The organism is Bradyrhizobium sp. SRL28, from assembly GCF_018596315.1.
GTDB lineage: Bacteria > Pseudomonadota > Alphaproteobacteria > Rhizobiales > Xanthobacteraceae > Bradyrhizobium.
The window spans coordinates 1-22,553 of sequence record NZ_JAHEAG010000034.1 but is presented as its reverse complement, the minus strand read 5'-3'; the positions used below and the strand labels follow the sequence as shown (position 1 = coordinate 22,553).

Annotated in this window: 20 protein-coding genes and 1 tRNA gene; 12 read left to right on the top strand and 9 right to left on the bottom strand. The window is 61.7% G+C overall.

Annotation, left to right across the window (positions count from 1 at the left end):
* Positions 1-3 precede the first annotated feature (3 nt).
* The 5 genes from KIP88_RS36270 to KIP88_RS36250 all read left to right on the top strand — a co-directional run bounded on the left by KIP88_RS36270 (position 4) and on the right by KIP88_RS36250 (position 5,510).
* Positions 4-558 carry a MerR family transcriptional regulator gene (locus KIP88_RS36270; protein ID WP_214492959.1) on the top strand — a complete coding sequence of 185 codons (555 nt, stop codon included), beginning with the start codon at positions 4-6 and terminating at the stop codon, positions 556-558.
* Positions 559-650: 92 nt separating this feature from the next.
* Positions 651-728: transfer RNA gene (locus tag KIP88_RS36265), tRNA-Pro, on the top strand.
* Positions 729-1,016: 288 nt separating this feature from the next.
* A complete protein-coding gene (locus KIP88_RS47935; protein ID WP_283848559.1) occupies positions 1,017-1,151 on the top strand; it encodes a hypothetical protein in 135 nt (44 codons plus the stop codon).
* A gap of 2,331 nt (positions 1,152-3,482) precedes the next feature.
* Positions 3,483-4,388, top strand: a complete 906-nt coding sequence (locus tag KIP88_RS36255) for a dihydrodipicolinate synthase family protein (RefSeq protein ID WP_214492958.1) — start codon at positions 3,483-3,485, stop codon at positions 4,386-4,388.
* A 153-nt stretch (positions 4,389-4,541) separates the two neighbouring features.
* Positions 4,542-5,510 carry an SDR family oxidoreductase gene (locus KIP88_RS36250; protein WP_214492957.1) on the top strand — a complete coding sequence of 323 codons (969 nt, stop codon included), beginning with the start codon at positions 4,542-4,544 and terminating at the stop codon, positions 5,508-5,510.
* A gap of 109 nt (positions 5,511-5,619) precedes the next feature.
* Here KIP88_RS36250 and KIP88_RS36245 read toward each other — a convergent pair whose 3' ends face one another.
* A complete protein-coding gene (locus KIP88_RS36245) occupies positions 5,620-6,090 on the bottom strand; it encodes a GcrA family cell cycle regulator (protein WP_214492956.1) in 471 nt (156 codons plus the stop codon).
* A gap of 50 nt (positions 6,091-6,140) precedes the next feature.
* Positions 6,141-6,341 (bottom strand): hypothetical protein, encoded by a 201-nt coding sequence (locus KIP88_RS36240; protein ID WP_057839093.1) that lies wholly within the window; start codon positions 6,339-6,341, stop codon positions 6,141-6,143.
* Positions 6,342-6,629: 288 nt separating this feature from the next.
* On the opposite strand from KIP88_RS36240, the gene KIP88_RS36235 reads away from it, so the two are divergent.
* Positions 6,630-6,977, top strand: coding sequence for a GrlR family regulatory protein (locus KIP88_RS36235; protein WP_214492955.1), 348 nt, complete (start codon positions 6,630-6,632; stop codon positions 6,975-6,977).
* 8 nt (positions 6,978-6,985) lie between these two features.
* On the opposite strand, the gene KIP88_RS36230 is transcribed toward KIP88_RS36235, so the two are convergent.
* Positions 6,986-7,927 carry an acetamidase/formamidase family protein gene (locus tag KIP88_RS36230; RefSeq protein WP_214492954.1) on the bottom strand — a complete coding sequence of 314 codons (942 nt, stop codon included), beginning with the start codon at positions 7,925-7,927 and terminating at the stop codon, positions 6,986-6,988.
* 67 nt (positions 7,928-7,994) lie between these two features.
* Here KIP88_RS36230 and KIP88_RS36225 point away from each other — a divergent pair, with 67 nt between their 5' ends.
* From KIP88_RS36225 to KIP88_RS36215, 3 genes are all read left to right on the top strand, one after another.
* Positions 7,995-8,801, top strand: a complete 807-nt coding sequence (locus KIP88_RS36225; RefSeq protein WP_214492953.1) for a YdcF family protein — start codon at positions 7,995-7,997, stop codon at positions 8,799-8,801.
* Between the two features lie 69 nt (positions 8,802-8,870).
* The gene (locus KIP88_RS36220; protein ID WP_214492952.1) at positions 8,871-9,653 is read left to right on the top strand and encodes a DUF169 domain-containing protein; all 783 of its coding nucleotides are present in this window, start codon (positions 8,871-8,873) and stop codon (positions 9,651-9,653) included.
* Positions 9,654-9,779: 126 nt separating this feature from the next.
* Positions 9,780-10,958, top strand: coding sequence for a trans-acting enoyl reductase family protein (locus KIP88_RS36215; protein WP_214492951.1), 1,179 nt, complete (start codon positions 9,780-9,782; stop codon positions 10,956-10,958).
* A gap of 117 nt (positions 10,959-11,075) precedes the next feature.
* Here KIP88_RS36215 and KIP88_RS36210 read toward each other — a convergent pair whose 3' ends face one another.
* On the bottom strand, positions 11,076-12,329 hold the full coding sequence (locus tag KIP88_RS36210) for an O-antigen ligase (protein ID WP_214492950.1): 1,254 nt from the start codon (positions 12,327-12,329) through the stop codon (positions 11,076-11,078).
* A gap of 140 nt (positions 12,330-12,469) precedes the next feature.
* Complete coding sequence (locus KIP88_RS36205; RefSeq protein WP_214492949.1) at positions 12,470-14,020, bottom strand: undecaprenyl-phosphate glucose phosphotransferase; 1,551 nt, start codon at positions 14,018-14,020, stop codon at positions 12,470-12,472.
* 233 nt (positions 14,021-14,253) lie between these two features.
* On the opposite strand from KIP88_RS36205, the gene KIP88_RS36200 reads away from it, so the two are divergent.
* The gene (locus KIP88_RS36200; RefSeq protein WP_214492948.1) at positions 14,254-14,649 is read left to right on the top strand and encodes a hypothetical protein; all 396 of its coding nucleotides are present in this window, start codon (positions 14,254-14,256) and stop codon (positions 14,647-14,649) included.
* Positions 14,650-14,672: 23 nt separating this feature from the next.
* Here KIP88_RS36200 and KIP88_RS36195 read toward each other — a convergent pair whose 3' ends face one another.
* The 3 genes from KIP88_RS36195 to KIP88_RS36185 form a co-directional block, all read right to left on the bottom strand.
* Positions 14,673-15,491 (bottom strand): hypothetical protein, encoded by an 819-nt coding sequence (locus tag KIP88_RS36195; RefSeq protein WP_214492947.1) that lies wholly within the window; start codon positions 15,489-15,491, stop codon positions 14,673-14,675.
* A 258-nt stretch (positions 15,492-15,749) separates the two neighbouring features.
* On the bottom strand, positions 15,750-16,883 hold the full coding sequence (locus tag KIP88_RS36190) for a glycosyltransferase family 4 protein (RefSeq protein ID WP_214492946.1): 1,134 nt from the start codon (positions 16,881-16,883) through the stop codon (positions 15,750-15,752).
* Between the two features lie 2 nt (positions 16,884-16,885).
* The gene (locus KIP88_RS36185) at positions 16,886-17,464 is read right to left on the bottom strand and encodes a polysaccharide biosynthesis/export family protein (RefSeq protein WP_214492945.1); all 579 of its coding nucleotides are present in this window, start codon (positions 17,462-17,464) and stop codon (positions 16,886-16,888) included.
* 181 nt (positions 17,465-17,645) lie between these two features.
* Here KIP88_RS36185 and KIP88_RS36180 point away from each other — a divergent pair, with 181 nt between their 5' ends.
* A complete protein-coding gene (locus KIP88_RS36180; protein WP_214492944.1) occupies positions 17,646-19,913 on the top strand; it encodes an exopolysaccharide transport family protein in 2,268 nt (755 codons plus the stop codon).
* 105 nt (positions 19,914-20,018) lie between these two features.
* On the opposite strand, the gene KIP88_RS36175 is transcribed toward KIP88_RS36180, so the two are convergent.
* Positions 20,019-21,209, bottom strand: coding sequence for a GNAT family N-acetyltransferase (locus KIP88_RS36175; protein WP_214492943.1), 1,191 nt, complete (start codon positions 21,207-21,209; stop codon positions 20,019-20,021).
* 132 nt (positions 21,210-21,341) lie between these two features.
* Here KIP88_RS36175 and KIP88_RS36170 point away from each other — a divergent pair, with 132 nt between their 5' ends.
* Positions 21,342-22,394 carry a polysaccharide deacetylase family protein gene (locus KIP88_RS36170; protein ID WP_214493012.1) on the top strand — a complete coding sequence of 351 codons (1,053 nt, stop codon included), beginning with the start codon at positions 21,342-21,344 and terminating at the stop codon, positions 22,392-22,394.
* Positions 22,395-22,553: the final 159 nt, after the last annotated feature.

Sequence of the window (22,553 nt, the reverse complement as noted above, 5' to 3'; positions counted from 1 at the left end):
CATTTGGACAAAGCGCCGGATGCGTTCCGTACCATCAGCGAAGTCGCTGAAGAACTCGATATCCCCCAGCACGTGCTGCGGTTCTGGGAGACGCGGTTCGCCCAGATCAAGCCGATGAAGCGAAGCGGCGGGCGGCGTTACTACCGCCCCGACGACGTCGACCTGCTCAAGGGTATTCGCCGGCTGTTGTACGGCGAGGGCTACACCATCCGCGGCGTGCAGCGGATCCTCAAAGAGCACGGCATCAAATCGGTGCAGGGCCTTGCCGACCAGACTTCCGCCGTTACCTTCGGCGCGGTCGAGGAGGCGGTCAGTCTCAGCCTGCAGGAGCCCGAGGAGGGCGAGACGCCGACCGTCGATGCCGACGACGAGGATTACGAGACCGAAGAGAAGGAAATCGACTACCGCTTTGTCGATACCGACGACGACGGCATTTTGCTGCCGTTCGCCAAGGCCAAGCCCGGGCCCTCGGACGCAGACCGCGAGCGCCTCGAACGGGTGCTGCAAGACCTGGTCGCCTGCCGTCAATTGCTGGACAATGCAATGAAGGATGGCTGAAGGGGGCTGGTGGAACTGGCCGGCTGCCGGCCCTCAATGAGGCCGCTCGCGCGCCTTGCGCCGGGCGCTGATCGCAGCTAATGGAACGGCATCGGAGCGTGGCGCAGCCCGGTTAGCGCACTAGTCTGGGAGACTAGGGGTCGGAGGTTCAAATCCTCTCGCTCCGACCAATTTTCCAAATAAGTTCAACACCTTACAAAGCCGGCCGCTCTAGTCCCAAATTATCAACTACGGCTTTGGTTGACAATTTTTCCGGATTCCTCGGTGTTTTCAACGAAAGGACGCCGGCCGTTCTATCTCGTTTCGATAATCGGCACGACGGTTGGAATAACGAAATACAATCACTGCTCGCGTTTGTTCATGGCATAATTCGTCGTGCGGTGAATGCGTAGGCTGATGCGCAGGTCGAAAGTAAAACTCAGGGCCTGACCACTGCTGGAGCCTGAGACTCAGCGCACATGCCGGAGATCAGCACCGGCCGCCAACAAACTCTTTTCCAGATTGAAAGTATCAAGAAGGAAGTGTCGCGCCGGCTTTACCAGTGGGCGGGCTTTGCGATTGGGCCTAAGCGTGGCTCGGATCAGGAGTTCTGAGGTTGCTATGCCCCTTAAAGCAGCGCGAAAGCGGGCGTCGCCGGAGGTCCGAGTCGGGCTAAGAGCGAACATCCGACCCAGGTGACATGCTGGCCGCCTTTCTCGTGAGAGCCAACCTTGCCTCGTCTATTCAGAGGCTCTTCCACCGCTTGCGCCCAAAATGTGTTGACTATCACGTCATGGTTGTATTTGGGTTGCCGGCTGCTGCGTAGTGGATTTGGGGAGCGTCAATGTCGCAATGGTGGCGGCGGTGGAAGGCACTAGCTGCTGTGAGCAGCATTGTCGTTGGTGGATGTACGTTAGCTGCATGCGCCAGCGACGCGATGCACACGCGGTTGATTCCGCCTCCAACAACAGATCCGAAGGAAACGGCCGCGGCGTCGGCTGCGCTACCCAGTAACTACCGAGTGCTCGTTGCCGAGTACATTCGTACTCATAATCGCTATGTGGTACGCGATGCAAAAATTACTCCGCCGTACGAGCGATATGGTGGACTATTTCGGGGAGGTACCATCCCAACCGTTTGTGTCGCTATTTATCGAGATAATCCGTTCGGAATTCTAGTGAGAGATAATCGCGTTTTCACTTACGAACGCGGGAAAGTACACGAAATCAGTCTCGGTACCGAGCCCTGCAGCGATCTTTCTGCATTCACGGAGCTTAAGCGCTCATAAAAGGTCGCGTTGGCGAGATACGGCGTTTCGTATTCAAAGCGCTGTCGGGGCTACTGCTATGGAAGCAGGACTCAACCTTTTTGCATTGGCCAGTCTGCCAAGGGTCAAAAACCAGCAATGCTCTGATCAAGCATCAGATTTCTGCTTATCCCAAAAGCCGACATCTGCGCCTTTATGAGTCGCACAGGAGAGTGATTTCGGTTTCCAAACGAAACCAAAAACTCAAAGAATTCAATGTGGCTCCAACATAGCGGTTGCCAAAATTTCGCACTGATTTCAAAGTGACACCCGCGCCTGGGAGACTAGGGGTCGGAGGTTCAAATCCTCTCGCTCCGACCAATTTACCCAACATTTTCAACGCCGCTTTGGGGCGACCGGTTTACAGCCAGCCGCCCGTTTACACGCGGTTTGCATTTTCTGTTCGTCGGTCGTTCCACGAGATCGAGGACCTTTGCGACGAGCGGGGACCGACTCAAAAAAGCAGAGCGGACTTCTGGCCTAGTCCTTCCAAATGCGCTCTCCGCATTGTCCGCATTCAAATATATGAATGACGACTCCGCTCTCAGATTCCATGATCGTTTTGAGGAGAGTGAGCCTTCCGCCGCAGAAACGGCAGTCATGGTTTGATTGGTCCCGAACGCTGGCAATCTTCTCAGCTCGAAATAGATCCATGGCCGCCCCCAACAAAGGGTAGGGTACGGAGCACCGGTTTCGTGAGGTGTAATTGGGCAACGGTTGATGTTACCAACAGTCCAGGCGGTCACCGTTGCGATCGCGACCAGTACGCGGAGAAAGCGCTGGCAAACGCGCCTACTTTTTCAACAAGCCCTAGGTGCGGGCGGCCAAGTTGGCGTGTGGGCGCAGGATTGGCGAGCTAGCGGGGGCGGGGGCAAGCCGTCCCGACGATTCCTGTCATTCCTTGTGGTCTTGACCGTCGCTAGATGCCGAGCACCCAGACGGCCACGATGGCCCCGAGTACAGCTACTCCGCTGACGGTCCAACCGGTCAGGTAAGCCACACCGCTCGTTTCCGGTCGATCAACCATGCTGTCGCGCCACTGGCTCACGGCGGTCTCCTCTGGATTGACACTGCCTCTGGTCAGTAGGTCGTCGGCGGAGGCCAAAGGTTCAACGAGCGCGGGGGCGCACCCTGTGGCCTCATTTCCGGCCCTGCCGAGATTGAAGCGACGCTTTGACTTGCAACCTGCAAAGGCTGCCCGGACTCACGTTCATGCGGACGCTTTGGGTCTGCAACGTTTCAGGCGGACCATTCCAGTTCACGGCCACCAGGCCCGGCGCGACGCCGCTAGGTCTTGAGGAGGCCCACCGCAACCTTCGGATCTTGCCGGTGGAATTCGAGAGGTCGCGGCCGAGCTCAGCCGGACGCTGGGTTTCGCCAAGGTGCCGAAGCGCGAGAAGGCCGAAGTGCTGGCAGCGTTTGCCGCGCATAAGGACGAGGTCACCGCCGGCTACGTCGCGGGCGGCAAGCGCGGCTGAAGCGTGTCTCACGGCTTTTTTTTACAGATCCTGCGTAGCCAGGATCATGTGACCTGCCATGCCAATTCCGCAACTGGATCGTAACGTCGAGCTTCGATAGGCTCGCCGGCAAGTGGGGGAAACACCCCACCCATAGCGGATGGAAACGCGAGGGCCAGCCCATGAAAGTACGTCCCACCGGCGTGATACCGCCGATGACCACGCCGTTCCGGAAAGACGGCGAGATCGATTTCAAACTCGTTGCTCCCCAGGTCGACTGGCTGATCGGCGCCGGCAGCCATGGCATGGCGGCGGGCGGTTCGACCGGCGAGGGGCATACGCTCGACCACGAGGAGTATCGCGACCTGGTGGCGGCAACGGTGGAAGCCGCGAACGGGCGCGCGCCCGTGATCGCCGGCATCATCGTCGATTCCACGCGCGATGCGATCCGGCGCGGCAGACTGGTGCGCGACATGAACGTCGCCGCGTTGCAGGTGACGCCGGTGCATTATCTGTTCAAGCCGGACGAGCAGGCGATGGTCGATCACTTCCGCCGCATGGCCGACGAAACCGGCATGCCAATCATCATCTACAACGTGGTGCCGTGGTCCTATCTCTCGCCGGCGCTGCTGACTCGTATCATGAACGAGGTGCCGCTCGTCGTCGGCGTCAAGCAGAGTGCCGGCGACCTGAAACTGTTCGCCGATCTCATGATGATGGCGCCGGACAAATTGATCTACAGCGCCGTCGATGCGCTGATGTATCCGTCCTACACGCTCGGCGCGCATGGGTCGATCGCGGCGATCTTGAGCGCCGCGCCGCACGCTTCCGTCGAACTCTGGAACGTAGTCAAGGCGGGCGACCACGTCCGCGCGCTGGAGCTGCACCAAAAACTGCTGACGCTGTGGAACGCCATCGTCTCCGACAATCTGCCGGCGTGCACGCGCTACGCACAGTCGCTGCAGGGATTGCCGCCAACCTTCTCTCGCGCACCGATGCCGGAAGCATCGCCCGCGCAACAGGCCGCCATCCGGAAGGCGCTTGAAGGATTGAGCGCGCTGGGCGGCTCTCGCGAGGCGGCGGAGTAAATTCCGCCGCGCGAAAACGTTCGCGAGTCCATCGAACCATCGGCTTCGCAGGCGGCTTTACCGGCAGTCGCGAACTGTTACTGTCCTGTTCGCACGGGCTCCATTGCCATGAGAGCCCCAACTCAAAAATTGAAAACCGAGGTAACGATCTCAATGAAGGACTTTGCCGGAAAGTTTGCCGTGATCACCGGAGGTGGCACGGGCATGGGCCGCGAACTCGCGCGCCAGCTCGTGGCCGAAGGCTGCAATGTCGCGATGTGCGACGTTTCCCTGGAGGCGATGGCCGAGACCAAGCGGCTGTGCGAGGCGGAAAAGCTGCCGCAGGGGCTGCGCGTCACCACGCATGTCGCCGACGTCTCGATCGAGGCTCATCTGCAGCGTTTTCGCGATGAGCTGATCGAGCAGCAGGCGACCGACAAGATCCATCTCTTGTTCAACAACGCCGGCATCGGCGGCGGCGGCAGCCTGTTCACCAACACGCGCGAGCAGTGGGAGCGCACCTTCAACATCTGCTGGGGCGGCGTCTATCTCGGCGTCCGCACCTTCCTGCCGCTGATGATGAAGGCGGACGAGGCCCACATCGTCAACACGTCGAGCGTCAACGGCTTCTGGGCGTCCGTGGGATTGGGCGCGTCGCACACCGCCTACAGCGCCGCCAAGTTCGCGGTGAAAGGGTTTACCGAAGCGCTGATGACGGACCTGCGGCTCAACGCGCCGCACATCAAATGCTCCGTCGTTATGCCCGGGCATATCGGCACCTCGATCGTCTCCAATTCGCGCAAGATCCAGAGCGGATCGGAATCCGAAGAACTGAGCCCGAATGAAATCCTGGCGACGCGGCAGCGCCTGAAGGGCATGGGCATCGACACCGCGCCGATGTCGGACGACGACATCCAGCAGATCGCGCTCGACCGTGCACGCACCTTCCACGACGAGGCGCCGACCACGGCGGCGGCCGCGGCAAAGATCATCCTCGACGGCGTCAAGGCCGAGCGCTGGCGGATTCTCGTCGGTGACGACGCTCACAAGCTCGACGAGCGGGTGCGGCAGGCCCCGGAAAAAGCCTACACCCCGGAGTTCTACAAGAGCTTTACGGAAGAGGTCGGCTGGCGGCTGGGATAGAGTCTCGCGGTTCTGATTTTTGAATCAGAACCGCGGCTCCTCTTTGTTGACGCGTTTTCTCAATCCACCCCGGATTACCGGCGAGGGCTCGCCCGAAAGCGCGATTGCGTTATCCGCGCACAACGCGCTGGCGCGAGCCCGGACGATAGGCGAGGCGGTGGTGGCCCGAGCAATAGGGCATGCCTTCAACCGGCGTGTTGCCGCAAAAGCAGAAATCCTCGGCGCCGGGCGTGCTGATCGGCCAGCGGCACCGTTTGTCGCTGAGTTCGAACAGCGAGCAGCGGCGTTCGCTTGCGATCGGCTCCTCCTGGAGCGGCGGTGCGCTTTCGTAGACGGCCTGCAGGATTTGATACTGCAGCCTGGGAATCGATTTCCTGGTGCGCTCTCGGGCGGCCTTGGTCGGGCGCGGTTCGGCACGGGCCGGGCCGCGCGTCAACTGGAGGCGGGCAAGTTTGCCGATCACCGCGTTGCGGCTGACCCCGATGCTGGCTGCGATCTCGCGGCAAGTCAGGCCGGCCTCAAAATGGCTCTTCAAGAGTTCGACGCGATCGGTAGTCCAGGTCGGTAGATGCGTAAGCATGTTTCTCGGTTCCACATTCTGTGTGAACCGCCGCGTTCCGAAAATTCCCGTCAGGACGCCTTGCCGTTGTCGCGGATCGCAAGCAGCCCGTCCTTGATGGCGAGCCGAATGCCTTCCTCGATCAAAGTTCTTGCGACGCCGGGAACGCTGGTGCCGTGGGTGCCCTGTCTCACCAGTCTTTCGAGATAGTTGATGGTCGAGAGCGCCAACGTAACGGGAACGCGGTCGGTTTCGGCTTTTTCTGTAGCCATGGGGAACGCTAACTTTTAAAAGGTGTACTGAAAAGTTACTATTTCGACTCTATTTAGTTTTGCACACATGAGTCAAATGACTTGTGGATAGCCTTCTATCCGTTTGAAAAAGCGGTTAAAAATCGGAGGCTGGGTCTGTGAATTGGCTACACGCCTGTTGAGCGGAGCTCCCGGAAGGCCTTGGGCAGCGTTCACCGCCGCGGCGAAACGATCCAGCCGCGTCTATTTTCCTAATTGCCTCGCGCTGCAGGGAATGCCGATGATGTCGGGGACGGCGGCAAGGGCGCAATGACGGTAACGAACGGTCTCTACACCATTCAGATCGAGATGACGGACGGCGGACATGGCCGCGCCAACGGCGTGATCGTGCTGCACGACGGCAAGATCGCCGGCGGTGACTCATATTTCTATTACACGGGCTCCTATCGCGCCGACCACGGCAAATGGCGCGGCGAATTGATCACCACCGAGCACACGAAGTCGGTCGGCAGCCGGCCGCTGTTCGGCGGGCGTGAAGTCACCTGCGGCTTTACCGGCGCCTATTTCGCCGACGCGGCGGAAGTGAATGGAACGGCGCTGGTCGGTAAGACCAGCGTGGTGTTTCACGCCAGGCTGCAGCTGCGTTCGGAGTTTTGAGAGCGGCGTCAGCCGTGCACGACCGCCTTCGCGATCATGCAGTGAATACCCTTGGAGCCGTTGACGGTTTGCGTCACGCGCAGGTCGGCGGCGAGGCTGCACAGCGTGTAGGCGTCCTCGCGTGACAGATTGCGCTTCTCGCCGAGCAGCACGATCATGTCGCGCAACGCGCGCACCACGCATTGATCGAGATCAGGATCCATCGCCATCGTCATGTAATGATCCGCCGTTTCCGCGCGCGGATAGGTGAGTTGCAGATCCTTGCGCAAGGTCAGGCGGAAGCGGCCCTGCAGCGCGGTCTCGATTGCGGTGACGCAAACCTCGCCGTCGCCCTGCACGCCGTGGCCGTCGCCGCAGGAGAACAGCGCGCCCGGCACGAACACCGGCAGATAGAGTTTGGCGCCGGCGTCCAATTCCTTGTTGTCGAGGTTGCCACCCATGGCGCGCGGGATCAGCGAGGTGATGCGGCCCCACGCGGGCGGCGGCGCCACGCCCATCACGCCGAAGAACGGCTTAAGCGGCAGGTCGAGGCCCCACGGCATCCGGCCCACCATACGTTCACGGTCGAGCGGAATGTTGAGGATGCGCGTTTGGTGAAAATCGTCGGGCAGGGTGCCTGACAGCGGCCGGATCAGATTCCAGCCCCAGTCCTGCCTAAGCCTGACATCGAGAATCTCGACTTCCAGCACGTCGCCCGGTTGGGCGCCCTCGATCGCGACCGGACCGGTCAAGATATGGCCCTGCAGCAACCGCTCGCATCTTGCATGCACCTCGTCGAGTTCGGGCGGAACATGAAACTGGCTGCGGTCCGGCACCACCTCCGGGCCGCCGCTGATGGTATCGATGGTGACCTCATCGCCGCTGGCGATGGTCAAGACGGGCTTCAGTTTCGCGTCAAAGAAGCCCCAGTGGCAGGTTTCGGGGCTGGAATGCAGGTGATGATGGGGCATGAGGAGGGCTTTTGGTTGCTGCAATGGCGTCGTATGACGCTGTACCAGACATTGTCAGAGGCTTCCCTTGTTTTTTGTTCTGTCCAAAACGCTCGGCTACCTGCTGTTGCCGACGAATTTTCTGATTGCCATCGGGTTCGTCGGCGCCATTCTGATGGTGACGCGCTTTGCATCGCTCGGCCGCAAGCTCGTGATAGCGGCCGTGCTGCTTCTCGTGATCTGCGGACTGTCGCCACTCGGCAAGGCTTTGCTCTATCCCCTGGAGCAGCGCTTTCCGCCATGGGACGCGGCGCGTGGCGCGCCTGATGGCATCATTGTTCTCGGCGCATCGATCGAAGCCGATCTTTCGGCCGCGCATGGCACGCCGGTGGTTCGAAGCGCGCCGGACCGGATCATTGCTGCCGCCGCGCTGGCGAGGCGATATCCAAACGCGCGCGTGGTTTTCTCCGGCGGCAGCGCGAACCTCATCTCGAACGATGCCAGGGAGGCCGATTTCGCCGGCGCCATCTTCGAAAGCCTCGGCGTCGACAAATCGCGGCTGATCATGGAACGGCAATCGCGCAACACGCAGGAGAACGCCGAGTTCTCGAAGGCGCTGGTCGCGCCGAAGGACGGCGAACGATGGGTGCTGGTGACGTCGGCCTTTCATATGCCGCGATCGGTCGGCTTGTTCCGAAAAGCGGGATTTGCGGTTGAGCCCCATCCCGTCGATTGGCGGGTCGGCGGAAGCGACGATCTGATGACGCTTTCAAACGTCACCGTCGAAGGGCTGGCGCGGACCGACCTCGCGATACGCGAATGGATGGGCCTCATTGCGTACCGGGCCACCGGCAAGATCGATCAGTTGCTGCCGGGTCCGGTGGCGGCGAAGTAGAAGCGGATAGGCATCCGCGCTACAATCGAAGCAACGCGCTTGTTCAGGCGCCGATTGGGAGTTTACGCCATGCAACAGCAGACGCCGGAAGCGCTCGATTTGGCTGGTATGGTGGCCGACCTCAACAGCCTGCTTCGCCTGAAGACCACCGTGATCGGCATCAAGATGTTTGCCCGCGTCGAGGAGATGGCCGCGATCCCGAAAATCCGCCGTCCCTCGGCGGTGCATACCACCGACCAGATCGTCAGCATGGCCTCGCGGCTCGGCTGGACCGTCGGCATCACCGGTGACGATCTCGTCGGCGCGCAGTGCCGCGCCGTGATCGGGCTGGCGCCGCAGGACGAAAAGTTTCTCGCCGGGGAAAACTATGTCGGCGTCTGGCATGGCACGGCCGAGGACGCGCGCAAGCGCCAGGAGGCGCTCGACGTCGTGCCTCATGGTCAATATCAGGCGATGGCGGTGAGTCCGCTCACCAGCGGCCGGCTCAATCCGCCGGATATTTGTCTGGTCTACGCCACGCCCGGACAGATGATCATTCTCATCAACGGCCTGCAATATACCGGCTACAAGAAATTCGAATGGGGCGTGGTCGGCGAGACCGCCTGCGCCGATTCCTGGGGCAGGGCGCTCAAGACCGGCGAGCCGAGCCTGTCGCTGCCGTGCTTTGCCGAGCGGCGCTATGGCGGCGTGCCCGACGAGGAGATGCTGATGGCGCTCAAGCCCGAGCATCTTGCCAAGGCCATTGTCGGGATGAAGCAGCTTGCAAAGAATGGCCTGCGTTACCCGATCGCGCCCTATGGTATTCAGGCGGATGTGCGCGCCGGCATGGGCGTGTCCTACGCGAAGAAATAGGCTTGCGAAAGCAAGAGGAAACCGTCATTGCGAGCGAAGCGAAGCAATCCATGCCGCAGCAAGAGGAGAGATGGATTGCTTCGTCGCTTCGCTTCTCGCAATGACGAGTCTTAGGGAAAATCGAATATGTCTTCGTCGAAATTCGACATCGTCGTCTACGGCGCCACCGGCTTCACCGGCCAACTCGTCGCCGAATATCTCGCCGCGCAGTACAAGGGCGACGCCAGCCTGAAATGGGCGATGGCCGGGCGCAGCAAGGACAAGCTCGTCTCCGTTCGCGATGCGATCGGCGCACCCGCAGATACGCCGCTGATCGTGGCCGATGCTTCCGATCCCGCCTCGTTGAAGGCGATGGTGGATCAGACGAAATCCGTGATCAGCACGGTCGGCCCGTATCAGTTCTACGGCAACGAGCTGCTTGCGGCCTGCGTAGCCTCGGGCACCGATTATTTCGATCTCTGCGGCGAGCCGCTGTGGATGCGGGAGATGATCGACAAGCATGAAGCTGCGGCGAAAGCGAGCGGCGCGCGCATCGTGTTTTCGTGCGGGTTCGACTCGGTGCCGTTCGAGCTCGGCGCCTTCTATGTGCAGGAGGAGGCCAAGCGGGAGTTCGGCACGCCGGCTTTGCGCGTCAAGGGCCGTGTGCGCGACATGCGCGGCACCCTGTCGGGCGGCACCGCCGCGAGCGCCAAGGCGACCTTCGATGCGGTCGCCAAGGATCTCAGCCTTGTTGCGATTCTGAAGGATGCGTTCGCGCTGACGCCCGGGTTCAAGGGGCCGAAGCAGCCGCCGGGCAGCAAGCCGGCCTACGAGGAAGACCTGCAGTCCTGGGCCGCGCCGTTCATGATGGCGCTCATCAACACGCGCAACATCCATCGCTCGAACATGCTGATGGGCTTTCCGTACGGGAAGGAGTTCGTCTACGACGAAATGGTGCTGACGGGTGCCGGCGAGAAGGGCGAGGCCAACGCCAAGCTGGTGATGGCCGCAAACACCGAAAAGACCGGCCCCGGTGCGCCCAAGCCGGGCGAAGGACCGTCCAAGGAAGAGCGCGAGAACGGCCTCTATGATCTGCTCTATGTCGCCATCGCGCCCGATGGCCGTCAGGTCCGCGCGGCGGTGAAGGGCGATCGCGATCCCGGCTACGGCTCGACGTCGAAGATGATTTCGGAATGCGCGATCTGCCTGCTGCGCGACACGCCGGATGTTCCCGCTGGCATCTGGACGCCGGGGGCCGCGATGCAGCACAAGCTGATCAAGCGGCTGGTCGATCATGCCGGATTGACGTTCACGGTGGAGAAGTAGTCACAGAATCGTAGGGTGGGCAAAGCGCAGCGTGCCCACCATCTCTCAGAAATCGTCGGCATCTAGGGTGGGCACGCTTTGCTTTGCCCACCCTACGAGATCGCGTTCCCCGGCAAGCTATGGGGCGCGGGGAAGCGGACTGCCAGCCCTCCACCGTTCGGCGGCGACGAACATGCCCCACATTGTGCCCAGCATCAGCCAGAAGTGCCGCCAATGGTCGGTATCGATGATGAAGCTCTCGCCGACGGTGCCGAGGAAAGCTGCGAAGATCGCGAGATACGTCGGCTGCCAGGGTACGCGGACGAACACATAGCGGAGGCTCGTCAGCACGGTGACGAAGACCAGCGCGGGATAACAGACACCGGACAGCCAGCCGCCCGACATGAACGCGTTCAAATAGGAATTGTGGGTGTCTTCGGGAAAGAAGCGGTTGAATTGCAGCGGCCCGATGCCGAACGGCAGCCCAAGTGCCATTTCGGCGCCGAGAATATGCCGGCCGAAACGGCCGAAGCGGCCTGAGTCATAGCTCTGGTCGAAGCTGGCGCGCTGCTTGAACAGCTGCGCGATCGAATCGAACGACAGCAGCACTGCGACCAGCGCCGCCGCCAGCACGACGGTAACGAGCGCCATCACGATGATGCGTGAACGCTGCGCCTGCGAGCGGCTCGTCAGCACCATCAGCACCAGCATCAACGCGGAGGTCAGCACCAGCACGCCCCACGCGGCGCGCGAAAATGCCAACAGGATTGCCAGCGATATGATGCCGAAGGCGATCGCGCTGCGGAACGCCTTGCCGAACTTGTCCGAGACAACGCTTTGCAGGGCGAGCAGCGCCGGCAGGATCAGGAACGCACCGAACACATTGGGGTCCTTGAAGGTGCCGCGGGCGCGATCATACAGCGTCAGCAGGTCACGCCCGCCGGGGACGAGATTGAAGTAACCCGCGATGCCGGCGAGCGCCGCAATCAGCGCACCGACGACGAGGCCGCGCCGGAGCATGTCGAGCCGCGCCGCGGTGTCCTCGGAAATGACCATCGCGAAGAAGATGACCGTGACCGCCATATACCAAGAGGTTGCGATCCAGTTCGGAACGTTGGGCCGGTCCATCACCGCGACCGCGGCGATGCTGTAACCGAGGTTAAGCAGGAACAGGAGCAGCAGCAGCGGTATGAACACCAGCCGCATCCGTAACCCCGTTGCAAAGAACACCAGCGAGGCGGCAAGCGTTGCCAGCTCATAGGGCGAGGGTTCGATGAAGACGATCGCGCCGGACGCGCCGACAAGCCAGACCAGCGCGCGTTGCAAGGCAAGCACGCCTGGCGCGGCCGTCATCGATGGTAGGGAGCCCCCGGCTGTCGCCGCATACGCCATTACACACTCACGCAACTCAACAAAACAACAGTAGCAACCCCGTCATTGCGAGGAGCGATAGCGACGAAGCAATCCACCTGTCCCACGCCGCGAGATGGATTGCTTCGCTCCGCTCGCAATGACGGCCGCTATTCCTCAAATCAATACGCGTTCTCGCTCTTGGTCATCAGCGCCAGCGGCGTCTTGAGCAGAATGTAGAGGTCGAACAGCACCGACCAGTTCTCGATGTAATAGAGATCGAACTCGACGCGCTTCTGGATCTTCTCGTCGGTATCGACTTCGCCGCGCCAGCCGTTGATCTGCGCCCAGCCGGTGATCCCCGGCTTGACGCGGTGGCGCGCGAAATAGCCGTCGACGGCTTCGTCGAACAGTCGGCTCTGCAACTTGCCCTGCACGGCGTGGGGACGGGGGCCGACCAGCGAGAGGTTGCTCTTGAACACCACATTGAAGAGCTGCGGCAGTTCGTCGAGGCTGGTCTTGCGGATGAAGCGGCCGACGCGGGTGACGCGGGGATCGTTTTTGGTCACGACCTTGGAGGCGGTCGGATCGGCCTGATGGTGGTACATCGAGCGAAACTTGAAGACGTCGATGCGCTCGTTGTTGAAGCCGAACCGCTTCTGGCGGAACAGCACCGGCCCGGGGCTGTCGAGCTTGACCGCAAGCGCGACCAGACCCATCACCGGCAATGCCAGCACCAGGATCACGAAGCCGACGACGTGGTCGAACAGCCACTTCATCACCAGGTCCCAGTCGGTGATCGGCGCCTCGAACACGTCGAGGGTGGGCACCTCGCCGACATAGGAATAGGAGCGGGGACGGAAGCGCAGCTTGTTGGTATGGGCCGAGAGGCGGATATCCACCGGCAGCACCCACAGTTTCTTCAGCATCTCCAGAATGCGCGTCTCGGCCGAGATCGGCAGCGCGAACAGCACGAGGTCGATGCGGGTGCGGCGCGCCAGTTCGACGATGTCGTCGACCTTGCCGAGCTTGGGACTGCCGGCGCAGGTATCCATCGCGCGGTCGTCGTTGCGGTCGTCGAATACACCGAGCACCTTGATATCGGAATCATCCTGGGTCTTGAGCGCCTGGACGAGCTGCTCGCCGTTCTGGTCGGCGCCCACGATGATGGTGCGGCGATCGAGCCGGCCTTGACGGGCCCAACTACGTACCAGTGAGCGCAACAACACCCGCCCGGTCACCAGCGCCGCGAGGCCGGCGAAGAAAAACGCCGTGAGCCAGAGCCGCGAAATTTCGCTGCCGAGCTTGACGATGAAGGATGCGCCGATGAACAGCAGAAACACGAATGTCCAGGATGAAGCCATCCGGGTCATCTGGCGAAGGTGGCCGCGGAATAGCTGCACCTGGTAGATATCGGCGGCCTGGAAGCAGATCACGGCCGTTGCGGCCACGCCGAAGATCGCCGCGAGAAATTCCCAGGAAAAGCCCCTGAGGGGGACGACATATCCGAAATAGAGCGCGATACCGATCGCGCTCAGCATCGAAAAATCGATGACGCGAACCGCGCCTGCGATCACGATCGGCGAATAGGCGCGGCCGACTTTCTGGTTGCTGACGGCAAGGGCGGCCGGGGTAAGTCTGCGGCGCCGTTCGATCGACGGGCGATCGGCGGTAGCGGCTATCGCGGCCGTTGCCGCGGAGTCGAACATCGAGCGTGCGTTAATCGGTTCCACTGTCCACGTCCGTTCTGGAGCATGCACATAGGAACGTGCCTGCCGGTGCGGAATTCCCCACACAAACGGCTTACGGGACAAATCGGAAGAAACGGTTACGTTGGTAAAGAGCAGGTCCTGATGATAGTAAATATTTCAATAAGTTACGTGTCTCACAGCGGCGATTTTTCGGCCTTTTGTCGCGAAAGTCTCACGCCCTAGAAGGGGGCAGCCGCTCGGCGATATTGTCCAGCTTGAGCCCGACGTTCTCGATCGACTTTTCCAGCTTCGATACCACGACGCCAAACGTCTCTTTCGACCTGCACAAATTTGCCTCAAGTTTCCTCACAGCGCCCGACGAGAAAAAGAAGGCACTCGCGTGGGGGATCAAGATGCTCGATCCAACTGGCTTGCTGAAGACGGACGCGCGACTGATCGCGGAAGATGAAACCCACGTGGTGGTGTCGATCCGCATTCCAAAAAAAACACTCTACGAGAACTTGCCGCTTTTAAACTCCGCCATGCTTGCATCACTAGATCGCGAGCCGCGACGAAGTTCGGTGCCGCAGCGTGTCGCGAGCGTGCTGGTGACCCCGGTCGGATTGACGCTGAACTGGATCGCAATGCTTGTGTGCAACTGGCTGGTCTAGTCGATCCCGACATGAGGATAGTCTCAGAAGTTGAATGCTATATCGCGTTTTAAACGGACGTACTCAGTCTCTATTTTTTGGATGGCTTCACGCAGCTTATTAAGTATCTGCTGCTGATTGAGTTCAAATTCCGTGAATGCGTATGCTGCTGCCTGATCGGTTATGTCTTTCGCACCCTCTGATCGGTAATAGGGGTTGTCCAATTTGCGCGTTTCGAAAGCAAATGGCGGCCTGTCATCAGGGTACGCCCGCTGAACAAGTTTCGGGATTTCTTGCAGCGCACCTTGTCTGTCTCCCTGCAGCGCATCAAACGCCCTGGTTGGAATCCCCCGAGGAAGTGGGTTTTTATACCAATCAAGCTGGGCGATCCCGGCGCGTTCAATCGTCGCTTGGTGGTTCTTCAAGTGGTCAAGGATTTCCTTGAGCTTGATGGCTCTGGCGACAGCCTCAAGCGCCCGATCAGGCGGTGCAGCTTGTTGTTTGACGGCGACCAATTCGCGTTGCTTCGCCTCTAGCTGTTGGCGAATTTCTGTAAGATCATTGTTCGCTTGTTGAAGGGCTTTTTGGACTGCTTCATCCGAAGCGCCAATCTTTGGGGCGCTCTGTCGAGTTTGCCAAAATAGGCCGCCAGCTGTGATCACTGCAAAGATCAGAACACCTGATATGCCGCTGAAAATGAGGTGCCATGGTTCCACGCCGGGCTTTCCTTCTTTGCGCCGCCTGCGGTGCCAGACGAAGACGAACAGCAACGCGGTCAATATTGCGACGACGGTCGCGCCAAGCATGTTATCGCTCGTCGCATAATTCGTCGCCGCACTGGCGAGAAGATTGACAAACCACATTGGCGCGCGCCCTCCGCCTGCCCGAAACGACTCTAGGGCTAGTTGCGGCAGACGGACACATACTAGATTCCGTGTACTTGTATATATCCGGGATCAGCCAGCCAGGGGCTTCTCGGGGCAACAGATCCCGAACAAATGTCTCACGCGAGACTTTTTCGCGCGTCTCACGTTCTCATTCTGTCCATCGTGAATTCCGGAAATTCGTTGTGTAGCAGGCGCTTAGCAGAACATCCCAGACCGCCACGCGGTAAAGAACGGTTAACGATTGGCAAACGCGTCGCGGTAGCCGGCAAAGACGCCCTCGACCATCGCCTTCTGCGAAAAATGCATGAAGATTCGCTCGCGCAGCGATTTGGCCCGCTCCTTCGCCGCGGCAGGATCCTTCAGCGCCGTTTCGATCGCATCGGCCATGGCGGCGGCGTTGCTGGGAGGGAACAAGGCGTCGCCATGCGGGCCGAAAATCTCGGGGATGCCGCCGATGTTGGCGGCGACCATTGGAATCCCTGCGGCCGCCGCCTCGATCACGACATAGGGCATTGAATCGCCGCGGGAGGGAACCACCAGCAGCGAGCCTTTCGAGAAGCCGTAGCGCGCCTTGACGTGGCCGATGAACCGAACGGCGTCACCGAGGCCGAGTTGTTGCACCTGGGCCTTGAGGCTTTCGCTTTGCTCGCCGTCGCCGGCGAGTGTGAGCGTCACCGGACGGCCGCCGGCGCGCAGCCGTGCCACCGCATCGATTAGGAGGTCGGCGCCCTTGATGTGCCGGAACTCGCCGACATAAATCAGGTCGGTGGCGTCTTCGGCCTTCACGACCGCGTCGAATTCATTGGCGGTGACGCCGTTGAACACGCATCGCACCAGTCCCTTCGGCGTGCCGATGGTGCGCTGATAGGTGTCGCGCGCAAACGCGCTTTCGAACAGGAACAGGTCGGTATCGTTCATCAGCGCGCGTTCGACACGGGCGTAGACGTTGCCCTTCAGCGTCGCCAGCGGATAATGCAGCGAGCCGCCATGGGGGGTGTAGACCCGGATCCTGTCGCGGGAAGCGGTTCTCAAACGCATGAAGGCGCCGGCCTTGGCGCCGTGACCGTGCAGCACGTCCGGCTTCAGTTCGCGGATCATGCGCTGGAACCGGGCCCACACCAAAAGATCGCTCGGCAGCGGTTCACGGCGAATGGCCGTACGGTGAACGCCGAGCTTGAGCTTGGGAGCGATTTCCGCCAGCGCCTGCTCGGCGCGTTCGCCGCCGGTGAGGCTGTCGGCGATGATGCCGACGTGATGGCCGCGGTCGGCCTGACCGTTGGCGAGATCGAGGATATGGCGGAAAATGCCGCCGACAGGCGCGCGCGTGGCGTGCAGGATCCGAAGCGGCTGACCGTCAACGAGAGGCATGATCAGAACCAGCGCTCGCCGACGAGCACGGTATCGCCCGGGCTGAGGGGGGTGCCTGATGGCACGACGAAGCGCGCCGGTCCCGATGCATCGGTGTGGGTCAGCGTCACGCGTTCGCGTTGTGCGCGCGGCGAGAAGCCGCCGGCAATGGCCACTGCAGTCTCAACGGTCATGTTCGGAACATAGGGGTATTGGCCCGGCGCCGCTACTTCGCCGAGGATGAAGAACGGCCGGTAGGATTCGATTTCCACGGCCACGGAGGGTTCGCGGATGAAACCGCGGCGTAGTCTGGCCGATATATCGGCTGCAAGCCCCGCCGTGGTGCGGCCGCGCGCCGGAACCGCGCTGATCAGCGGCATCGTGATCGCGCCGCCGGCGTCGATCGCATAGGTGTTGGTGAGGCCTTCCTGCCCGTAGACCACGACGCGCAGCCGGTCGCCGGCATCGAGATGATAGGCCGCGTCGTGCGGGACCGGCGCTGGTTCGGCGTAGGCGAGCGCGACCGGCGCGGTCCGGCCCATGCAGCCCGCAAGCGCCAGCGCAGCAACCAGACATGGGATTGGGGCGAGCACGCCTCGCATCACGGGGATCCTGGAAAAGTATCCCGCGATTAAGGGCTTTCATGGTTAACAAAAAATGACCGGGCGCATGCAGAACGCCGTCTCGGGGCACCACCCGGCCAAATTAACCCAGCGGCAACCATAATGGAGTGTACTCGGCCGGGTTCGAGCGGACCAGCAGTTGCGTCCGCGGGAGTGTGCGATGCGTTTGGCGTTCTGGCGTTCAGGCAAGGACAAGCCGGTGGTGCAACGGGCGATGGCAAGGCCCGCGCCTTCGGCTCGGAAGCCCGTCGCCACATCCGAATCCGGCGACCTCGATCTGCATGCGCTCGGCCAGGCGCTGATGCGCAAGCGGAGTTTGATCATCGTCCCGACGGTGCTGGCGCTGGTGGCATCGCTGGCCGCGGTCAACATGATCACGCCTCGATTCAAGTCGGAAACGCGCATCCTGGTCGACGGGCGCGAGAACGTGTTCCTGCGGCCGACCGGCGATCGCAACGAGGACCGCAGCGCGCTCGACGCCGAAGCCGTGACCAGCCAGGTGCAGCTGTTGCAATCGCGCGACCTTGCCCGCGAGATCATCAAGAAGAACAAGCTTGCCGAGCGCCCCGAGTTCGATCCCGTGCTGCAGGGGCTCTCGCCCCTGAAGTCCCTGCTGGCCCTTATTGGCATCGGCCGCGACCCGTTCTCACTGACGCCGGAAGAACGCGTGCTGGAGGCCTATTACGACCGCTTCACGGCCTATGCGGTCGACAAGTCCAGGGTCATTGTCGTCGAATTCCAGTCGCGCGATCCCGAACTCGCGGCCCGCGTCGCCAATTCCATCGCCGAGGGGTATCTGGTGCTGCAGCAGGATGCGCGGCAGCAGCAGGCGAAATCGGCGGGCCAGTGGCTGTCAGGTGAAATCGAAAACCTGCGCAAGAAGGTGGCCGAATCCGAATCCCGCGTCGAGGATTTCCGCTCCAAGTCGAGCCTGTTTGTCGGCACCAACAACACCACCCTCTCCAACCAGCAGATGGGTGAGCTCAACACGCAGTTGAACAACGCCCGCGCACTGAAGTCGGATGCCGAATCGAAGGCGCGGCTGATCAAGGAAATGCTTCAGAGCGGCAAGCCGATCGAAGCTTCCGAGGTGCTCAATTCCGAACTGGTACGCCGGCTGTCCGAGCAACGCGTGACGCTACGCGCGCAACTGGCCGAGCAGTCCTCGACGCTGCTCGGCGGTCACCCCCGCATCAAGGAATTGAAGGCGCAGCTTGCCGATCTCGATCGGCAGTTGCGCGAAGAGGCGGGCAAGGTGTCGCGCTCGCTGGACAATGATGCGCGCATCGCCGACGGCCGGGTCGATGGCCTGATGAACAGTCTCGACCAGTTGAAGAAGCTGGCGTCATCGAGCAACGGCCAGGATGTGCAGCTTCGTGCGCTCGAGCGCGAGGCCAAGGCGCAGCGCGATCTGCTCGAATCCTATCTGGCGAAATACCGCGAGGCCAGCGCCCGCGAAAACATCGAGGCGGCGCCGGCCGATGGCCGCATCATCTCGCGCGCCACCGTTTCCAACACTCCGGCCTATCCGAAGAAGCTGCCGATCGTGCTGATCGCAACGCTGGCGACCTTGCTGCTCACCTCCGGTGCGATTGCGACCGGCGAATTGCTGCGGATGACCGCCCCGCAGAGAGCCGGTGCGGCTTCGCTGGAAGTCGAGCGCGAAATTGCGCCCGAACTGATCCTGATTGCTCCGCCGGAACCTGTGCGTGCGCCGGCGATCGCGCCCGAGCTTCCGGTGGCGGACCACGTTGACGCGGATCGCGTCTCCGAATTGGTGCTGAATGAGCCGCACGCGGACAGCCCTCGCATGGATACTGCTCTGGAAATCAGTGAAATCGAGCAGGTGGCAAATGTCCTGGTGGCCGCAGGCTCCGCGCCGAAGGTGACCGTACTCGGTACGGCATCGAGCGAGAGCATCACGCTGACCGCGTTGACGCTGGCACGGCTGATGGCACAGCAGGCGAAAGTCGTGGTCGTCGATCTCGTGGCATCCTCGCCGATGATTCCCGCAATGTCCACCGATCCGGTTGCGCCCGGGCTGGCCGAACTGATGCAGGGTGAGGCGTCGTTTGCGCAAATCATCACCAGGGATCGGCAATCGCGTGTTCATCTCGTCAGCGCCGGGCGTCCCGGCTTCGACCGCGCGCAGCTCCAATCGCCGCGGCTGACGCTTGCGATCGACGCGCTGCTGCGGGTTTACGACCATGTGCTGCTGGATGCCGGTGCGGCCTCCGATCTGCCGGCCGAATTGCTGACGTCACAGGCGCGGGCCGTCGTGGTGCCCGAACCGTCGATGGCGTCGGACGCGCGCGCGCTGATGTGCGACCAGCTCAGGGCGGTCGGCTTCTCCGAGGTGACGATGCTGAGCAAGCCATGCCAGCCGTCCGATGCGGTTGAGCCGGGCCCACGGGTAGTGGCGGCGTGAGGGAATTCGTAGGGTGGGCAAAGGCGCAAAGCGCCGTGCCCACCATTTACACCGTCATCTTGAAATGGTGGGTACGCTTCGCTTTGCCCACCCGGATCTATGGATCTAGCTGAACGCGCTGCGCAGCTTCTGCGCCATCTCTAACAGTGCCGGATTGTGCTTCACCAGCCGCTTGGTGCGGTTCAGCCCCGACATGACGCTGGCGGCAAGCTTGCCGCGCTGGCTGAGCGGGATGAAGCTGTCGAAGATCGGCTCGTCGTCCTTGCAGAACAGCCGCTTGTAGTCGTCCGATCCGATCCCGAGGTCGAGGGCGCGATAACCCTGTCCGGCATAATGATCGATGATGTCCCGCATCAGGATCAGGCCGGGGCTGTACTTCGAATTCGCCGACATCGTGTAAGTATTGAACATCATCGAGAAGCGATGGCCGTCGGCGACGCCGGCGAAGATCGCGATCACTTCCTCGTCGCATTCCAGCGCGTGGATATCGATGGCGTGCTTGCCGCCGGCGAGCGGCGCGGTGCAGGCGCCGCGGACAAAATCCTCGATGCCGGGATCGGCGAAGACATTGGGCAGCTTCTGCTCGGCCATCCGCAGCGGCTTGACGCGGAAGAACCAGTCGAGCACCCGCGTGATGTCGGCCTGTGACGACGCAATGTGACTGCGATACCCGGGCAGAGACTGCAGCTTGCGTTCCTTGCCCTTGAGGCGGCGGCGGAACGAGTTGCTGACCAGCGCCGCGGGCGCGGCGCCAGGCTCCATCACCAATAGCGGGCAATCATTGGCGGACGGCTGATGCGGCAGCAAGGCAAGCGGATTGGGCAGATCGCGCCATTGAAGCGGTTGCTGATGCAGTGTGAGGACGTCGGCTTCGGATCGCTGCGAGATCGCCGATATCAGGCCTTCGAGATCGGCCTGCGTTGCGCTTGCGGCGAAATCGCGGTCGAACAGCGCCATGTTGAAGGTGGAATGCTTGCCGCCCATAAAACTGGCGCAACGCGCGCCGTAGGCGTGTCGGAGCGTGAGCGGGAGCAGCACCAGCGGGCGACGTTCCGCGTCATAGGCGATCACGATAAAGGGAATGAGACCTTCGCGCTCGCCGACCTGCCGCTGCCAGGGACTGAGGAAGTCGAACCGCTGATACGGCGTGAAGAAGGTTTGTGCGCCTTCCAGACTGCGCCAGATGCCTTCCGCGGCGGCGAGGTTGTGAACGATGTCGATGCCGGCGATGCGGCTCGCCTTCGACCACTCTGTTGCATCCGCCGTCCGGTCTTCAATCGCGGCAGCCATGGTCATCGCAGAGCCCGTGCTATATGAAATTGTTTACAATTTTCGGCTTTGGCCGACCTTCGCAGGGAAATGTCAACAAAGGGTAATACAATCCGGCCGCGGCGGGGGCAGCGCGATCGTATGGTTGAGGGCGGGACGTTGGCGTCGGATATCGGAATTTTGCGGCGAGCCCGGATGGAGCTCGGCTATTTCAGCGGCTACTTCAGGCTGAAGCAGCGGAAGACCGGCGGCGCCGGCGTCATCTTGCGGTTCGAGCGCGTGCGTCCGCGCGATTCCCGCCCGTTTCAGCCCAACCGGTGGCGTGAAATCACGCCGCAATTTCTCGACCGGACGATTCTTGCGCTGAAGCGCTGGAACTTCGATCTGATCACGATGGACGAAGTGTGCCGGCGGGCGGTCACGCTGCCGAAGGCCAACCGATTTGCCTGCCTGACCTTCGACGGCGGCTGCAAGGATGTCATCACGCAGGCCTATCCCGTGTTGTCGAAGCACGGCGTGCCTTTCACCGTCTACCTGCCGACCGCGTTTCCGGATGGGCTCGGCGAAGCCTGGTGGCTCGCACTGGAAGACATGATCGCGCGCGAGGATCGCATCAGCCTCGTGATCGACCGCAAGGAGCGGCGTTTCGCAACGGGCAGCACGCCGGAGAAGTATGACACTTTCGAATTTCTGACGAGCTGGATGCGGACGCTGACCCCGCCGGATCTTTCGTTCGCGATCCACGACCTTTGCACGCGCTACTCCGTCGACCTCGCGGCGCTGTCGAGAGCTGCGTCGATGGATTGGGACGATCTGGCGAAGCTCGCGGCTGACCCGCTGGTGACGATCGGCAGCGCAACGGTGAACTATCCCGCGCTGTCCAACCTGAAAGCGGCCGACGCGCAACGCGAAATGACGATGGGCAAGGCTGTCGCCGAGGCTGCCTTGCGCCGCGCCGTCAGGCATTTCGCCTATCCGTTCGGCGACCGGCAATCCTGGCGCCGGGAGCACGTCGTCATGGGGCAGGAGGCAGATTTCGCCAGCGCGGTATCGACGATCCCGGGCATCGTCGAGGCCAAGGGCTTCACCAATCTGCACGCGCTGCCGCGTATCGCCTGGGACGGACGGCAGCGCTCGTTGCGCATGATGCGCGTGATGCTGTCGGGGATGATGTTTCCTGCGGTCCGGCCGAGCCGGGACAATTGGGTTTAGGGAGTGAGTTCATAAATCCGGAATGCCCATGGGCTTGGCGCTACGCTTCAGCTTGCCGGTCTTCAACAGGCCCTCGAGTTCCTTGAGGGCCTGTTCCTCCGAGATTCCGTCTACCAACGCGATTTCTCCGCAGAGGCGATCGAGCGCCGACACGTACAA

Excerpts from the sequence above, each read along its gene's own strand:
- KIP88_RS36240 (WP_057839093.1), bottom strand. The coding sequence starts at position 6,341 with ATGGCTACAGAAAAAGCCGAAACCGACCGCGTTCCCGTTACGTTGGCG.
- KIP88_RS36250 (WP_214492957.1), top strand. The coding sequence starts at position 4,542 with ATGAAGGACTTTGCCGGAAAGTTTGCCGTGATCACCGGAGGTGGCACG.
- KIP88_RS36210 (WP_214492950.1), bottom strand. The coding sequence starts at position 12,329 with ATGGCGTATGCGGCGACAGCCGGGGGCTCCCTACCATCGATGACGGCC.
- KIP88_RS36245 (WP_214492956.1), bottom strand. The coding sequence starts at position 6,090 with ATGCTTACGCATCTACCGACCTGGACTACCGATCGCGTCGAACTCTTG.
- KIP88_RS36220 (WP_214492952.1), top strand. The coding sequence starts at position 8,871 with ATGCAACAGCAGACGCCGGAAGCGCTCGATTTGGCTGGTATGGTGGCC.
- KIP88_RS36235 (WP_214492955.1), top strand. The coding sequence starts at position 6,630 with ATGACGGTAACGAACGGTCTCTACACCATTCAGATCGAGATGACGGAC.
- KIP88_RS47935 (WP_283848559.1), top strand. The coding sequence starts at position 1,017 with ATGCCGGAGATCAGCACCGGCCGCCAACAAACTCTTTTCCAGATTGAA.
- KIP88_RS36175 (WP_214492943.1), bottom strand. The coding sequence starts at position 21,209 with ATGACCATGGCTGCCGCGATTGAAGACCGGACGGCGGATGCAACAGAG.
- KIP88_RS36185 (WP_214492945.1), bottom strand. The coding sequence starts at position 17,464 with ATGCGAGGCGTGCTCGCCCCAATCCCATGTCTGGTTGCTGCGCTGGCG.
- KIP88_RS36180 (WP_214492944.1), top strand. The coding sequence starts at position 17,646 with ATGCGTTTGGCGTTCTGGCGTTCAGGCAAGGACAAGCCGGTGGTGCAA.
- KIP88_RS36195 (WP_214492947.1), bottom strand. The coding sequence starts at position 15,491 with ATGTGGTTTGTCAATCTTCTCGCCAGTGCGGCGACGAATTATGCGACG.
- KIP88_RS36255 (WP_214492958.1), top strand. The coding sequence starts at position 3,483 with ATGAAAGTACGTCCCACCGGCGTGATACCGCCGATGACCACGCCGTTC.
- KIP88_RS36190 (WP_214492946.1), bottom strand. The coding sequence starts at position 16,883 with ATGCCTCTCGTTGACGGTCAGCCGCTTCGGATCCTGCACGCCACGCGC.
- KIP88_RS36230 (WP_214492954.1), bottom strand. The coding sequence starts at position 7,927 with ATGCCCCATCATCACCTGCATTCCAGCCCCGAAACCTGCCACTGGGGC.
- KIP88_RS36215 (WP_214492951.1), top strand. The coding sequence starts at position 9,780 with ATGTCTTCGTCGAAATTCGACATCGTCGTCTACGGCGCCACCGGCTTC.